This is a genomic window from Mangrovimonas xylaniphaga, from assembly GCF_001280435.1.
Classification (GTDB): Bacteria; Bacteroidota; Bacteroidia; order Flavobacteriales; family Flavobacteriaceae; genus Mangrovimonas_A; species Mangrovimonas_A xylaniphaga.
In genome coordinates, this window is sequence record NZ_LBIP01000013.1 from 205703 (window position 1) to 220238 (window position 14536).

General features: G+C 38.7%; 17 protein-coding genes. 13 read left to right on the forward strand and 4 right to left on the reverse strand.

Annotation, left to right across the window (positions count from 1 at the left end; translation table 11 throughout):
- Nucleotides 1-203 precede the first annotated feature (203 nt).
- Together ribH and ZA06_RS01035 are read right to left on the reverse strand one after the other, a co-directional pair.
- Entirely contained in the window at nucleotides 204-683 is a 480-nt protein-coding gene (gene ribH, locus ZA06_RS01030; RefSeq protein WP_053975557.1) for a 6,7-dimethyl-8-ribityllumazine synthase, read from the reverse strand.
- Nucleotide 684: 1 nt separating this feature from the next.
- Nucleotides 685-1455, reverse strand: a complete 771-nt coding sequence (locus ZA06_RS01035) for a tetratricopeptide repeat protein (protein ID WP_053977015.1) — start codon at nucleotides 1453-1455, stop codon at nucleotides 685-687.
- Nucleotides 1456-1586: 131 nt separating this feature from the next.
- Here ZA06_RS01035 and recF point away from each other — a divergent pair, with 131 nt between their 5' ends.
- From recF to ZA06_RS01050, 3 genes are all read left to right on the forward strand, one after another.
- Nucleotides 1587-2666: a DNA replication/repair protein RecF gene (gene recF, locus ZA06_RS01040; protein WP_053975558.1), complete on the forward strand. Its 1080-nt coding sequence runs from the start codon at nucleotides 1587-1589 to the stop codon at nucleotides 2664-2666.
- Between the two features lie 84 nt (nucleotides 2667-2750).
- Entirely contained in the window at nucleotides 2751-3176 is a 426-nt protein-coding gene (locus tag ZA06_RS01045; RefSeq protein WP_053975559.1) for a lipocalin family protein, read from the forward strand.
- Nucleotides 3176-3472 (forward strand): DUF721 domain-containing protein, encoded by a 297-nt coding sequence (locus tag ZA06_RS01050; RefSeq protein WP_053975560.1) that lies wholly within the window; start codon nucleotides 3176-3178, stop codon nucleotides 3470-3472. The genes ZA06_RS01045 and ZA06_RS01050 overlap by 1 nt, the downstream gene beginning before the upstream one ends.
- Nucleotides 3473-3541: 69 nt before the next feature.
- Here the strand turns inward: ZA06_RS01050 and ZA06_RS01055 are convergent, their stop codons facing one another.
- Nucleotides 3542-3961, reverse strand: coding sequence for a nucleoside-diphosphate kinase (locus ZA06_RS01055; RefSeq protein ID WP_053975561.1), 420 nt, complete (start codon nucleotides 3959-3961; stop codon nucleotides 3542-3544).
- 158 nt (nucleotides 3962-4119) lie between these two features.
- On the opposite strand from ZA06_RS01055, the gene ZA06_RS01060 reads away from it, so the two are divergent.
- The 3 genes from ZA06_RS01060 to ZA06_RS01070 are packed head-to-tail and all read left to right on the forward strand — an operon-like array spanning nucleotide 4120 to nucleotide 6857.
- The gene (locus ZA06_RS01060; protein WP_053975562.1) at nucleotides 4120-5139 is read left to right on the forward strand and encodes a DHH family phosphoesterase; all 1020 of its coding nucleotides are present in this window, start codon (nucleotides 4120-4122) and stop codon (nucleotides 5137-5139) included.
- A complete protein-coding gene (gene gldI, locus ZA06_RS01065) occupies nucleotides 5132-5677 on the forward strand; it encodes a gliding motility-associated peptidyl-prolyl isomerase GldI (protein ID WP_053975563.1) in 546 nt (181 codons plus the stop codon). Before ZA06_RS01060 ends, gldI begins: the two co-directional genes overlap by 8 nt.
- A 10-nt stretch (nucleotides 5678-5687) precedes the next feature.
- On the forward strand, nucleotides 5688-6857 hold the full coding sequence (locus ZA06_RS01070) for a peptidylprolyl isomerase (protein ID WP_053977016.1): 1170 nt from the start codon (nucleotides 5688-5690) through the stop codon (nucleotides 6855-6857).
- Nucleotides 6858-6925: 68 nt separating this feature from the next.
- Here ZA06_RS01070 and ZA06_RS01075 read toward each other — a convergent pair whose 3' ends face one another.
- Nucleotides 6926-8389: an aminoacyl-histidine dipeptidase gene (locus ZA06_RS01075; protein WP_053975564.1), complete on the reverse strand. Its 1464-nt coding sequence runs from the start codon at nucleotides 8387-8389 to the stop codon at nucleotides 6926-6928.
- A gap of 87 nt (nucleotides 8390-8476) precedes the next feature.
- Here ZA06_RS01075 and ZA06_RS01080 point away from each other — a divergent pair, with 87 nt between their 5' ends.
- The 7 genes from ZA06_RS01080 to ZA06_RS01110 all read left to right on the forward strand — a co-directional run bounded on the left by ZA06_RS01080 (nucleotide 8477) and on the right by ZA06_RS01110 (nucleotide 14487).
- Complete coding sequence (locus ZA06_RS01080) at nucleotides 8477-9547, forward strand: DUF3810 domain-containing protein (RefSeq protein WP_053975565.1); 1071 nt, start codon at nucleotides 8477-8479, stop codon at nucleotides 9545-9547.
- Nucleotides 9548-9603: 56 nt separating this feature from the next.
- Entirely contained in the window at nucleotides 9604-10401 is a 798-nt protein-coding gene (locus ZA06_RS01085) for a TrmH family RNA methyltransferase (protein WP_053975566.1), read from the forward strand.
- A 31-nt stretch (nucleotides 10402-10432) separates the two neighbouring features.
- Nucleotides 10433-11668, forward strand: a complete 1236-nt coding sequence (locus ZA06_RS01090; RefSeq protein WP_053975567.1) for a M48 family metallopeptidase — start codon at nucleotides 10433-10435, stop codon at nucleotides 11666-11668.
- A 428-nt stretch (nucleotides 11669-12096) separates the two neighbouring features.
- Nucleotides 12097-12891, forward strand: a complete 795-nt coding sequence (locus ZA06_RS01095; protein WP_157503036.1) for a DUF4240 domain-containing protein — start codon at nucleotides 12097-12099, stop codon at nucleotides 12889-12891.
- Between the two features lie 204 nt (nucleotides 12892-13095).
- Entirely contained in the window at nucleotides 13096-13608 is a 513-nt protein-coding gene (locus tag ZA06_RS01100) for a M23 family metallopeptidase (RefSeq protein ID WP_053975569.1), read from the forward strand.
- Nucleotides 13609-13666: 58 nt separating this feature from the next.
- A complete protein-coding gene (locus tag ZA06_RS01105; RefSeq protein WP_157503040.1) occupies nucleotides 13667-13948 on the forward strand; it encodes a hypothetical protein in 282 nt (93 codons plus the stop codon).
- Nucleotides 13949-13962: 14 nt separating this feature from the next.
- The gene (locus ZA06_RS01110) at nucleotides 13963-14487 is read left to right on the forward strand and encodes a hypothetical protein (RefSeq protein ID WP_053975571.1); all 525 of its coding nucleotides are present in this window, start codon (nucleotides 13963-13965) and stop codon (nucleotides 14485-14487) included.
- Nucleotides 14488-14536 lie beyond the last annotated feature (49 nt).

Sequence of the window (14536 nt, forward strand, 5' to 3'; positions counted from 1 at the left end):
CTGGCTTCCTTCTCCTCACTTTTTAGATGTTTGGGAGTATAGCTGTACCGCTTATTTTTACGTTGGCCAAATAAATTCACTATAAAATTTCGTCACTATTACACTTCAAATGTACTTAAAATACAAGGAAATATCATGCTTGGTATGCTAAAAAATGTTAACACACCCAACTTAAAAAAATTGACGTTGGAATCGGATTGGTACTAAGCGTTTTGGCGCAGTACAGCCATTTTAATGGCCGCTACGGCTGCTTCTACCCCTTTGTTTCCATGTTTCCCACCGGAACGGTCTATGGCCTGCTGCATGGTATTGTCTGTCAACACACAAAAGATCACAGGGATATCGTGCTGTACATTCAAATCCTTGATGCCTTGGGAAACGGCTTCGCATACAAAATCAAAATGCTTGGTTTCTCCTTGGATCACACTACCTATAGCAATTACGGCATCTACTTGTTGTTCCTGCATTTTTTTGCTTCCGTAGATAAGCTCGTAGCTTCCCGGGACATGCCATTGCAGTATATTTTCGGGAAGAGTCCCGTGTTCTACCAAAGTGTCATAAGCCCCTTGGGCCAGTCCTTCGGTGATGTTATCGTTCCATTCTGAAACAACAATCCCAAACCGAAAGTCCTTCGCGTTTGGGATTGTGTTTTTATCGTATTGAGATAAATTTGTTGTTGCCATATTATAGAGCTGCTTCCGCTCTACCTATGAAAACATCAATATTTGTAGCTTCCGTAGAGTCTGGAAATTCATTTTTGATACGCTTAAAGTAAGTCAAGGCTTTGTTGGCATCTCCCAACTTGTTAGCAAGAGTTGCCGCCTTAAACAAATACAATGGTGTAGTAAATTCGTTGGCTGAAGCATTAATAGCCTGCTCATAGTACCCTAGAGCATCATCCAATTGATCCAATTGCACAAAGGCATCTCCAATACCTCCTTTTGCCAAAGGAGCCAACATGATATCACTACTTGAAAAGTTTTGTAGATATTCAATGGCGTTTTTGTAATCCTTAAGGTTTAAATACGCCATACCTGCATAATAATTGGCTAAGTTTCCTGCTGGAGTCCCGCTGTACTTGTCAGCAATATCCACCATTCCAAACTTTCCTCCAGAACCTTCCAAGGCCAAGGTGTAAAGAGAATCTTTTTCAGTACCGTTTACCGCTTGGTCAAAATACTGTTGTGCAGTGAACATGTCGTTCATAGCTTCTTCAGCTTTTGGCTCGGCAATAAATTTGTTATACCCCAAATATCCCAAAATAAAAACCGCTACGGCTCCTACGGCAACCAAAATAGTCTTTTGGTTCTTTTCGGCCCATTCTTCAGTTTTTGATGCGGACTCATCTAAGGTGTTAAACACCTCAGCTGTAGTTGAGTGCTCGTCTACAATCTCTTCTTCCTGTGGTTCTACTTTAGTCTTTGGTTTATATCCTCTTTTCTTGTAAGTTGCCATATATTCTGTATTAATGCGCCGCAAAAATAAAATTTTTATTGATAAATAAAAGGCAATTTTTTTGTTATTTTTAATAATTTGCACCGCCTTTTGCAGAACTGGAGCAAAAACACATCTTACATTCTCATTTTATGATTTTAAAGTCTCTTTCATTAATCAACTACAAGAATTTTGAAAGCCAATCCTTTACGTTTGATGCCAAAATCAATTGTTTTGTTGGAGCCAATGGCATTGGAAAAACCAATGTGCTGGATGCTATTTACCATTTATCCTTTGGAAAAAGCTACTTCAACCCTATTGCCTCCCAGAACATTAAACATGGTGAAGACTTTTTTGTAATAGATGGTGTTTTTGACCGTGAAGAACGCTCCGAAAAAATTATTGTATCCCTTAAAAAAGGCCAGAAAAAAGTCATTAAACGCAATGCCAAGGTTTACGATAAATTTAGTGACCACATTGGCTTTATTCCATTGGTGATCATTTCTCCTGCCGATAGGGACTTGATTTTGGAAGGCAGCGAAACACGACGCAAGTTCATAGACAGCGTCATTTCGCAAAGCGACAAGGTATATTTAAATAACCTCATCAATTACAACAAGGTGCTTTCGCAACGGAATGCCCTATTGAAATTTTTCGCCCTGAACAACACGTTCAATGCCCAAACCCTGGAAGTGTACAACGAACAATTGCACCAGTACGGCACCGCTATTTTTAATACCCGTGATGAATTTTTAAAAACTTTCATCCCTATTTTCAAATCGCGCTATGAAGCCATAAGCAATAGCATGGAAACCGTGAACCTCAGTTACAAAAGCGATCTTTTTGAGCACGACCTATTAGAGCTTTTTGCCCAAAATCTGAACAAGGACAAGGCGTTGCAATACACTAGTAGAGGCATCCATAAGGACGACCTTAACTTTGAAATAGAGGATTACCCCATCAAGAAATTTGGAAGTCAAGGTCAGCAAAAGTCCTTTTTAATTGCCTTGAAATTGGCACAATTCGACTTTATAAAACAGCAAAGCGGCGTTACTCCCATCCTACTTTTGGATGACATTTTTGACAAACTGGACGAACATCGCGTAGCCCAAATTATCAGTTTGGTGGACCACGAACATTTTGGGCAATTGTTTTTAAGCGATACCCATGCCGACCGTACCGAAAACATCATCAAGCAAATTCACCAATCTTACAAGATTTTTAAACTGTAAATCCTCTTTCATCTTAAAAAGAAAAGACAATCCTTGTATTTTCCCATAGGATGGCAGACCTTTGGAATTCAAAGTTTATAACAGATGAAATTCAAACTTTTCTTTACAGTTTTAGCCTGTTTCACACTATTTCATTGTGGAAAAAATCCAGAAACATCCCTGCAATATCTCAATGGTTACTGGGAAATCAAGGAAGTCACTTTGGCCGATGGCTCCAAACGGGAATACACCTTCAGCAATACCATAGATTTTATAGAACTTAATGACAGTTTGGTTGGGTTCAGAAAAAAATTGACACCTACTTTGGAAGGCACATTTAAAACTTCTGGTGATGCTGAAAATATCAAGGCTATCATACAGCATGACAGTTTGATTTTGGAGTATACCACTCCTTTTTCCAACTGGAAGGAAACCGTCCTAAAGGCTACCGAGGACAAACTTTTAATCGTCAATGCACAGAAAGATTTGTACCTTTACAGTCGTTATGAACCTTTAGAACGCATCAATTAATGGCAAAACGGCACAGTGAATATTTAAGCATCAGTGAGGTACTCAAGGAATTTGTAGATACCAATAATCTGCAAGGCGGTCTGGACAAAATAGATGTAAGGGATGCCTGGGCAAAAATGATGGGAAATGGCGTGAACAACTATACCACGGCCATTCAATTGGAGCGAGACACCTTGTATGTGCAACTGAGCTCTAGTGTACTTCGGGAAGAATTGAGTTACGGCAAGGAAAAAATTATCAGCATGCTCAACGAATCCTTGGGCAAGGAAGTCATCAAAACCCTTGTACTTCGTTAAAAGCAAAACCCTATAAAAACAAAAAACGCAACGGTATCGTTGCGTTTTTCTGTTTATGGTAAATGTACCTTAAAACATTTCTCTTCCTGCAAAGTGGAATGCACCTTCAATGGCAGCATTTTCATCGCTATCACTTCCGTGAACAGCATTCTCCCCAATAGACTCAGCATACATTTGACGGATAGTTCCCTCAGCAGCTTCAGCAGGATTGGTAGCTCCAATCAAAGTTCTAAAATCCTCAACAGCATTTTCTTTTTCCAAGATAGCCGCTACAATAGGACCACGGGTCATATATTCTACCAACTCTCCAAAGAAAGGTCTTTCTTTGTGGATTGCGTAGAAAGCCTCAGCATCTGCAGCAGTCATTTGAGTTAATTTCATTGCTACAATTCTAAATCCAGAAGCTGTAATTTTCTCCAAAATCGCACCAATATTCCCTTTTTCAACAGAATCTGGCTTAAGCATTGTAAATGTTCTATTTGTTGCCATTTTATTATATTAAATTATTCAGATTTTACGTTTGTTTCCATCACGGTAAAGGGTTTAGGCGCTAACCTATAGGCTCCCCGTAATTTGGGTGCAAAAGTAATGCATTTCTTCATAAAAACCACATAAACCATTATTAAAAAATTGTATCTTCGCCCTCTATGACAAAGCAAGATATCAAGAACATCCAAACGCTTTTAAGCAGACCAAAACATATTGTAATCATTCCTCACAAGAATCCAGATGGCGATGCCATGGGCGCCTCTTTGGCCCTATACCACTATCTTAAAAAACTGGATCACGAGGTAAGAGTCATTGCTCCCAACGATTATCCTGACTTTTTAAAATGGATGCCTGCCGATGAACTTGTTCTAAAATATGAGTTCAGTCGTAAAGAAAGTGATGAGTTTCTTAAAAATGCTGATTTGATTTTTACATTAGATTTTAATGCCCTAAATCGTATCGGTGATATGGAAACGCCTGTAAAGACTTCCGAAGCCATTAAAATCATGATCGACCACCATCAACAGCCAGACGATTATGCGCTCTACACCTATTCTGAAGTGGGCATGTCCTCTACCTGTGAAATGGTTTATCATTTTATTGATAAGTTAGGAGATTTGGAAGCTATCGATCAAGACATTGCTACCTGTCTTTACACAGGCATCATGACAGATACAGGATCCTTCCGTTTTGCGTCTACCACAAGCACCACACATAGGGTGATTGCGCATTTAATAGACCAAGGCGCCCAAAACGCCCAGATTCATAACAATATATACGACACCAATTCCTTCGACCGCCTGCAACTGTTAGGCCGAGCGCTAAGCAATCTTACGGTTTTGCCCGAATATAAAACAGCCTATATTTCCCTGACCCAAGAAGACCTGAACACCTTCAACTTTAAAAAAGGAGATACCGAAGGTTTTGTGAATTACGGACTTTCCGTAGAGGGGGTTGTCCTGGCGGTTATCTTTATTGAAAACCAACAGGAAGGCATTGTAAAAATCTCATTGCGCAGCAAGGGAGATTTCTCGGTGAACGAATTATCCCGCGCCCATTTTGAAGGTGGCGGCCACACCAATGCTGCTGGGGGTAAAAGCGATTTGTCTTTAGAGGCCACTATTGAAAAATTTATTAGTATATTACCAAGCTATAAACATGTCCTAAGTCATGAATAAATATATACTAATGGGGCTCTTGGCAAGTTGTGCCATGGCCTGTAAATCTCCCGAAGCCCGTAAACCGGTTACGGTCAACAAAGGGTCCTTCATCAATCTCTCGGTAGAGCGCAATATCAAGCTCAACCAAAAGGAACACGAATTTATTGAAGGCATCATAAAAAAAGATACCAGCAACACTTATATAGCTTCAGAGAGCGGATTTTGGTACTACTATAATACCAAGGTTGAACAGGATACCATCACTGCAAATTTTGGTGACATTGTCAACTTCGATTACAGTGTCACCGATTTAAGCGGCAACCAGATCTATTCCGAAGAAGAAATTGTCCCAATGGACTATGCCATGGACAAGGAAGAGTTGTTCACAGGCCTTCGTGAAGGTCTTAAATTAATGAAACCGGGCGAAACGGTAACCTTTTTCTTTCCGTCCCAAAAAGCCTACGGGTATTACGGCGATTCCAACAGAATTGGCACCAATACCCCACTCATTTGTAAAGTCACAGTTAATACTATAACCCAAACCCAAAATGATTAATATGAGAAACATGAAAAACAAAGTATTGCAATTATTTTTTCTTGTTGCCTTAATGACAACCACGGCATGTAATGACAAGTATCCTGACCTAGAGGATGGTTTATATGCTGAATTTGTTACCAACAAAGGAACCATGGTCGCTAAACTATATTACGACAAAGTTCCGGTAACCGTTGCAAATTTTGTTGCCCTGGCCGAAGGGACCCACCCAATGGTAAAGGAAGAATATAAAGGAAAGAAATATTACAACGGAACGACGTTCCACCGCGTTATCGATCAATTTATGATCCAAGGAGGAGACCCAACTGCTACAGGTACTGGAGATCCAGGGTATAAATTTGAAGATGAATTCAACCCAGACTTAAAGCATGACAAGCCAGGTATTTTATCTATGGCAAATTCTGGTCCTGCTACCAATGGAAGCCAGTTTTTCATTACCGAAGTTCCTACGCCAAACCTAAACAACCGTCACGCTGTTTTCGGAGAGTTGGTTTTAGGTCTTGAAATTCAAGACAGCATTTCCAATGTAGAAACTTCTAAGCCAGGAGACAAGCCAAAAGAAGACGTTGTGATTCAAGAATTAAACATTATCAGAAAAGGATCGGCTGCTAAAAACTTCGATGCACCTAAAGTGTATATGGAAGAACTTCCTAAAATCAAGGACAAGCAAAAAGCCTTAAGAGAAGAAGCTAAGAAAAAAGCTGAAGAAGAGCGTTTGGCCAAAGAAGCTAAAAATGCTGAAGCTGGCGCTGCTTTTAAAGCGACTTTAGATGAATACAACACTAAAGCCACTACGCTTCCTTCTGGATTGAAAATGTATGTGATTACCGAAGGAACCGGTGAAAAACCAAACACTGGAGACATGGCAAAAGTAAACTATGAAGGTTACTTTGCAGATGGTCGTTTGTTTGACAGTAACGTTAAGGAAGTTTCTGAAAGACACGGAATGTTCAATGAAATGAGAGACCAACAAGGTGGTTACGAGCCTATGCCAATGAAGGTTAGTCCAGACGCCAACATGATTCCTGGATTTAAAGAAGGTGTTGCTGCTTTAAAAGTTGGTGACCGTGCGTATTTCTACTTGCCATACCACTTGGCGTACGGAGAGCGTGCTATGGGGCCAATTCCAGCAAAATCAGATTTGATTTTCATCATTGAAATGGTTGAGATTACTAAATAATTCTCTTAACAGATATAACTTAAAAAGCCGCTATTAAGCGGCTTTTTTTATTTTAGGTAAATATGTTCCTATTTCTTTGGAATCGCTTTAAGGATTTCCAATACAAACTTCCAATATTTTTGAGTTGAAGAAATCTGTGCACGTTCATCAGGAGAGTGTGCCCCCTTAATATTTGGCCCAAAACTAATCATGTCCATCTCAGGATAATTGGTCCCTAAAATACCACATTCCAAACCGGCATGGCAAGCAGCTACATGAGGTTCTTCACCTTGATTCAATTCTTTATACAAAGGCACCATCACCTTCAAAATATCAGAATCCATATTTGGCGTCCATCCCGGGTAATCCCCACTGAATTCTACTTCGCAACCTGTCAGTTCAAAAGCTGCCCTAAGCGTGTTGGCCAAATCCCACTTGGAACTTTCTACAGAAGAACGCGTCAAACATCCAACTTTTATTTCACCATCCTTGATTACCACATTGGCAATGTTGTTGGACGTTTCCACCAAACCAGGAATATCGGCACTCATACGATACACCCCATTCCAAGCCGCATACAAGGCTCTTGTAAACCCTTCCTGAACGCCAAGATCCATAATACGCTCTGGAGTTTCAGTTTTGGTCACGATGATTTCCAAATCCGGTTCCATGGTTTTTAATTCTGCTTTGATTTCATCTGCCAAATCATTGGTTTCAGCAATAAACACTTCTTCGTGCATGCTATCTATGGCCACAATGGCTTTGCTTTCTCTTGGAATAGCATTGCGCAAACCACCTCCGTTGATTTCAGAAATTCGCAAACCAAAGTTTTCAAACCCATCAAACAACAAACGGTTCATGATTTTGTTGGCATTGCCCAAACCTTCATGGATCTGCATTCCAGAATGGCCTCCTTGAAGCCCTTTCACCTCAATGCTGAATCCCATTTTAAATTCTGGAGTTTCTTCCTCTTCATAACTGCGTGTAGCCGTAACATCTACGCCACCAGCACATCCTACACCGATTTCATCGTCCTCTTCGGTGTCAAGATTCAATAAAATCTCACCCTCCAACAAACCGCCTTCCAATCCCATGGCACCGGTCATTCCCGTTTCTTCATCTATGGTAAACAAAGCCTCAATGGCTGGGTGCTCAATATCGCTGCTTTCCAAAATAGCCATAATGGTAGCCACGCCCAAACCGTTATCGGCACCAAGGGTCGTTCCTTTGGCACGTACCCAATCACCGTCCACATACATCTCGATGCCCTGGGTATCAAAATCGAAATTGGTATCGTTATTTTTTTGGTGTACCATATCCAAATGCGATTGCATCACAATAGTTTTCCTATCCTCCATTCCAGAGGTTGCAGGCTTTTTAATGATGACATTGCCAACCTTGTCCACAATGGTTTCCAATCCTAGATTTTCACCAAATTCTTTCATGAACGCAATCACACGTTCTTCCTTTTTTGACGGTCTTGGAACAGCATTCAAATCGGCGAATTTATTCCATAACGCCTTTGGTTCCAACTGTCTTATTTCTGAATTCATATGTATTAGCTTAAAGTTGCACAAAGGTACAAATTGAAGTCCACAATTAAGAGTCACAGATCTGCTTCTTTTTATTACATTTGAAGTATGCAGAACTTTGGCCGCCTTTTTATTGCCTTTTCCATTCTCCTCCAAATCGCCTTCATCAAGCTTATAGCGAAGTTCCCCGAATTTGTCGAGCGTTGGTATAGCCATGGACTGTATGTTTGGATTTCCAAAGCGATGCGCTTTGCCTTTGGATGGCTTCCTTTTTCAATTGGAGATGTGTTTTATACACTGGTAGGCATTTACATTTTAAGATGGCTTTATACCAATAGAAAACGTATGTTCAAGAATTTTAAGTCTTGGGCTATAGATGTTCTTATGGCTTTGTCGATGGGCTATTTGGCCTTTCATATGTTATGGGCCTTTAATTACTACCGTTTACCACTACACCAATCTTTAGGTTTGGAAAAGGATTATACTACCGAAGCCCTTTTGGTAACCGCTGAACGCCTTACTGAAAAGGTCAACAGCCTGCATACTTCCATTACCCACAACGACACGCTTGAAGTAGTCATGCCTTATGATCAAAAAGAATTGCTTCAAGCCGTTCCAAAAGGCTATGAAATACTGTCTAAAGAATACCCCCATTTGGCATATGCACCAAAAAGTATCAAATGTTCGATTTATAGTTTGCCACTCACCTATATGGGATTTAGCGGCTATTTGAATCCGTTTACCAATGAAGCTCAAATAGACGGGATGATTCCTATTTGGAAGTACCCTACAACTGCCAGTCATGAAGTGGCACACCAATTGGGATATGCCGCAGAAAATGAAGCCAATTTTATAGGCTGTATGGCCGCTATACACCATCCTGATAGGTATTTTCAATATTCAGGATATGCTTTTGCTCTACGCCACTGTCTTTTGGAAATCTACCGTAGGAATCCCGAAACGTATGATGAAATGCTGACCAAAGTGAATAAAGGGGTATTAAAAAACTACCAGGAATCACGTGACTTTTGGATGCGTTACCAAAACCCATTGGAACCGGTATTCAAAACTACTTATGACAATTTTTTAAAGGCCAATAACCAAACCGATGGCATGGAAAGTTACAGCTATGTGGTGGCACTATTGGTTAATTATTTTGAGGCCAATCCAGAGCATTAATTCAATATTTAATCGCTCTTTAGGATAACCAATTAATTCCTACTTTTGTGAACAGTATGGGCAAAGTAATTACAAGTGTACAAAACCCTCTCATAAAACACCTTCAACAGTTGAAGGACAAATCGAGAGCGCGGAAAAAATCAGGAGAATTTATTATTGAAGGACAGCGCGAACTGTCATTAGCCATTGGAGGCGGCTATACTATAGAGCAAGTATTATTCCTTCCTGAACTTTGCAGTGAAGAAACATTGCGCAATTTGCTTCCTAAATCAGCCGAAATAATTGAAATATCTAAAGATGTGTTCCAAAAACTAGCTCATAGAGACAGTACAGAAGGTATTATTGCTGTGGCAAAATGTAAACAACATGAATTAGGTCAACTAAAATTAAACTCGAAGGCCCCATTAATAATGGTAGCCGAAGCCCCTGAAAAACCAGGAAACATAGGCGCTTTACTTCGTACAGCCGATGCTGCCAATGTGGACGCCGTGATTATCGCTAACCCCAAAACCGATTTATACAACCCAAATATCATCCGCTCCAGCGTGGGATGTGTCTTTACCAACACGATTGCCGTAGGTAGCACCTCCGATATTATTGCCTTTTTAAAAAAACATCACATTGCTATGTATTGCGCCGCGTTACAGGCTTCGGTGGGATATCACACCCAAGATTACACAGGCCCTACTGCTTTGGTGGTAGGCACTGAAGATACTGGCCTTAGCGACGAATGGCGCACCAATTCAACACAAAACATTATCATTCCTATGCAAGGCGCTATAGATTCCATGAATGTTTCGGTGGCTGCTGGTATCCTGATATTTGAAGCCAAAAGACAGCGTCAGTTTTTATAATCAAAAATCCATTTATTTTCACTAAACTCTTATGAACTCCCAAACCCTATTCTATATCATCATTGCCATTATTATTCTGGATTTTATCGTCGACAAAGTGTTGGACGCCCTAAACGCCAAACATTTTAAAGATCCTATTCCACAAGAATTGCATGATGTATATGATGAAGAAGCCTATAAGAAATCACAGGATTATAAAGCTACCAACTATCGTTTTGGTTTATGGAGTTCCAGTTTTTCAATACTAACAACACTTGCCTTTTTAATCTTTGGCGGTTTTGAGTATGTCGATCAATGGGCTCGAAATTTCAGCAACCATCCTATTGTGATTGCCTTGATATTCTTTGGAATTATCATGTTGGCAAGTCAGTTAGTGAGTTTACCGTTTTCATACTACCGAACTTTTGTAATTGAAGAGCGTTTTGGATTCAATAAAACCAGTAAAGGAACTTTTATTTTGGATAAGCTTAAAGGACTACTCATGGGCGCTATTGTGGGAGGAGGTTTGCTGGCCTTGATTATTTGGATCTACCAACTCACCCAAGAGCGCTTTTGGCTATATGCATGGGGCGTCATTGCACTTTTTTCTGTGGTAATGAATATGTTTTACTCCAAACTTATTGTGCCTCTGTTCAACAAACAAAGTCCTTTGGAAGATGGTCCCTTGCGTGAAAAAATTTCGGAATACGCTCAATCGGTTGGATTTCAACTGGACAATATTTTTGTGATTGATGGTTCCAAACGCTCCACCAAAGCCAATGCCTATTTTTCGGGATTTGGAAGTCAAAAACGCGTGACTTTATACGATACGCTTGTCAAGGATTTGGAAGAAGATGAAATTGTAGCCGTGTTGGCCCATGAGGTAGGACACTACAAAAAACACCATATCATTTTTAATTTGATAGCCTCGCTATTACTAACTGGAGCCACCTTATTTATTTTATCCATTTTTATTTCCAATCCATTATTATCGCATGCCCTGGGCGTGAGTGTTCCGAGTTTCCATGTGGGCTTGGTGGCTTTTGGGCTGCTATATGCACCAATTTCGGAATTGACAAGTTTGGTGATGAACCATTTTTCACGTGCTTTTGAATATCAGGCAGACAACTATGCCAAAAACACCTATAAAGCAGCGCCATTGGTAAGTGGACTAAAAAAGCTTTCCAAAAACAGTTTGAGCAACCTTACACCACACCCCGCCTATGTTTGGGTACACTATTCGCATCCTACCTTATTGCAACGGGTCAACAATTTATACCATTCATAAGATGTTATTTTAAGGTATAGGTTCCCATGGAGTATCCATAGGGTTACTATAGGGTTACTATAGGGTTGATATGGGGTTGATATAGGGATGCTATAGAGCATATTTTAGGGATATTACAACTTCACACAAAGGTTCTTTTTATTAAAATAAAGTAGATTTAGAAGAACACATAAACCATCATTAATAAATTCACTTTTTCACCATAAATTGCGGCAATTAAAAAGAATATTTTGAGCTACGGAAAATTTTTAGATGAAGCCTGTGCACTTCACAATTTAAGAAAAACAAAGAACCTTCCGGAACAATCAATAGAAAAAACGGATGAAGACTTAAGGGACATTTGGATTGAAAACAAAAGATATTCCGAACTAATTGCTTTCATTCACGAAAACTGGGATTTAGGACAATGGGATGAATTCTTCGAGCCATTGGAAAATCACTTATTAGAAAACAAGCTTGAAAAGGAATTTATAAAGTTTTGGAAGGGAATTTTAAGACATCGTTTTGAGAGTTTATGGGAGTGGCATAAAGAACTTGGTAAAAAAACAAAATATTGGGATGGTACAAAAAAAACTTTTGAGTATCAAAAGTTTACTTTGGAAGGACTGAACAGATTCCGCCATGGATTAACAATACTTTGTGTGGAAGACGAAATAAGGAAAGTAAATGAACTTATAAAAACTGTTGACAAATTAGAAAAACCCAAACCCAAAAAAACAACGGATAAGAGAAAGATGGATGAAAATATATTTTGGGAACTCATTGAGACCAATAGAAATAAGTCTGAAGATAAAATTGATTTTATTGAAAATTTATCATTCCAATTGGAGGAATTCAAACCTTCAGAAATAAGACGCTTTGAAAGAGTGTTTTTAACAATATACCAAGAACTGAATCGACAGGAAATTTGGGCATTGGCCTATATTGTAAGACGTGGGTGTGGAGATGATGAATTTGATTATTTCAAAGCTTGGGTAATTTCTAAAGGACAAAAGGCATTCAAGGACATTAAAAATCTAAACCTTTCGAAATTAAAACAATATTTTGATGAAGACCCTCAACTAGAGGAAATGCTACGGCTTTCAGAAAATGTTTATGAAAATAAAACTGGAGAATTAATGTCTCCTGTGAGAGTAAAAAAACAAAAATTGTCAGGTAAGGAATGGAAAGAAGATCATTTAGAAAATGAATTTCCTGAAATTTGGAAATTATTTGAAGATTAAACTACTGCTCGCAAGCAAATCCTTCATCTCTGTTAATGCTATCCTCTAAAAAAAGAAGGCACTTAAGTCAAAATTAAATCAGCAACAAACACCTTATAACGTCTTTTGTAACCAGAAAACACTTTCAAATTAGTATCTTGGGTGCATGTTATAAAAAATTAAGGTCCTTCAAAACAAGACACCTTACACCAACCAATACCAAACTTGAAATTCAGAAATAAGATTTTAGTTAGCATTTTAGGCTTTTTGATCATTGGCTTTTTAATTCCTCAGAATCTAAAAATGCCCGTAATAGGAGCATCAAAATCCGATTACAATCCAAAATCATTTTGGCATTTCCCTTGGGGCAAATCCGTAACCCATAAAGGCGTTGATATATTTGCGAAAAAAGGGACTGAAATCCATTCCTCAACTTCTGGAATGGTATTATACTCAGGGACCATCAGTATGGGTGGTAATTTTGTATTGGTCCTTGGCCCTAAATGGAGACTTCACTATTATGCGCATTTGGATGAATTGAAAACCTCAACCTTCACCTTAGTTTCCAAAAATTCAGTTGTAGGAACAGTTGGCTCAAGTGACAATGCTATTGGTAAAGCTCCGCATTTACATTATTCCATAGTGACCTTACTACCCTACATTTGGAAAATTGACAATGATAGACAGGGATGGAAGAAGATGTTCTATCTAAACCCAATTGAATTCTTTGAGAACTAAAACCTTTAAATAAACATTGTATTACACTCCAAATATTAACATAACCAAAACTAACATTATGATTGAAATTATCGCGATTATTTCCTTGAGTAAATCCATAAAAACCATGGTACTTGAAAAAGGACTAAAACCAACTAAGTACATTGTTACAATGATAGTATTGTGGATTTTATTTGAATTTCTATTTGCTATAATTGGAGCAATAATTTTTGGAGAAGGCCTAATGATTTACCTTTTCTGTATGCTGGGCGCTGCCCTTGGCGGGTATACTGGATATAGCATCGCCAAAAATGCCAAACCCAATGGATCCCATACAGTTGAAGAAAATTTACAAAACTAACCAAACCCCATATAATGACAGATTACTCTGAACGCCTAAAATATCTTGATAACAAAAAACTTATGGATGTTGTAAAAAATTATCGTCAATATGGTTATGACATTTCTGTTCGAACCACAGCTATTTCAATACTGGGAGAAAGAGGATTTTCAGAAGAAACTTTAGAGCTTACGGGAAATATGGATAACAAAACATATGACTACGCGGAAACTCTATATAATTCATTTAAAAGAAATTCCAAGGTAGCATTCATCCTCTTCTGCGTACTTCTAATCACCAATATATCAACTTCTATTTTTGCAGTAAGCGCCAACTATTTGACTTCTGTTTCTGTGTCAATAAATGCCATAGCAACCATTCTTTACTTTCTTTTTTTAATTAAATCATTCTTAAATCAAAACAAGTTTTACAAGGTCACTAATGACGATTATGGCACAGAGGGAGTTCTCATGTATTTCCTCTTAGGCATGCCACTTTATATTGTTATGTATTTTTATTTTGGAAATCAAATGAAAGAAAAAATGAAAGATATCCAATAAGATTCTTTCCCGCGAGATAACATTCGCTCGGTTATTTTTCTTGAAGAAA

Coding starts and splice junctions, on each gene's coding strand:
- ribH (WP_053975557.1), bottom strand. CDS start 683: ATGGCAACAACAAATTTATCTCAATACGATAAAAACACAATCCCAAAC.
- ZA06_RS01035 (WP_053977015.1), bottom strand. CDS start 1,455: ATGGCAACTTACAAGAAAAGAGGATATAAACCAAAGACTAAAGTAGAA.
- recF (WP_053975558.1), top strand. CDS start 1,587: ATGATTTTAAAGTCTCTTTCATTAATCAACTACAAGAATTTTGAAAGC.
- ZA06_RS01045 (WP_053975559.1), top strand. CDS start 2,751: ATGAAATTCAAACTTTTCTTTACAGTTTTAGCCTGTTTCACACTATTT.
- ZA06_RS01050 (WP_053975560.1), top strand. CDS start 3,176: ATGGCAAAACGGCACAGTGAATATTTAAGCATCAGTGAGGTACTCAAG.
- ZA06_RS01055 (WP_053975561.1), bottom strand. CDS start 3,961: ATGGCAACAAATAGAACATTTACAATGCTTAAGCCAGATTCTGTTGAA.
- ZA06_RS01060 (WP_053975562.1), top strand. CDS start 4,120: ATGACAAAGCAAGATATCAAGAACATCCAAACGCTTTTAAGCAGACCA.
- gldI (WP_053975563.1), top strand. CDS start 5,132: ATGAATAAATATATACTAATGGGGCTCTTGGCAAGTTGTGCCATGGCC.
- ZA06_RS01070 (WP_053977016.1), top strand. CDS start 5,688: ATGAAAAACAAAGTATTGCAATTATTTTTTCTTGTTGCCTTAATGACA.
- ZA06_RS01075 (WP_053975564.1), bottom strand. CDS start 8,389: ATGAATTCAGAAATAAGACAGTTGGAACCAAAGGCGTTATGGAATAAA.
- ZA06_RS01080 (WP_053975565.1), top strand. CDS start 8,477: ATGCAGAACTTTGGCCGCCTTTTTATTGCCTTTTCCATTCTCCTCCAA.
- ZA06_RS01085 (WP_053975566.1), top strand. CDS start 9,604: ATGGGCAAAGTAATTACAAGTGTACAAAACCCTCTCATAAAACACCTT.
- ZA06_RS01090 (WP_053975567.1), top strand. CDS start 10,433: ATGAACTCCCAAACCCTATTCTATATCATCATTGCCATTATTATTCTG.
- ZA06_RS01105 (WP_157503040.1), top strand. CDS start 13,667: ATGATTGAAATTATCGCGATTATTTCCTTGAGTAAATCCATAAAAACC.
- ZA06_RS01110 (WP_053975571.1), top strand. CDS start 13,963: ATGACAGATTACTCTGAACGCCTAAAATATCTTGATAACAAAAAACTT.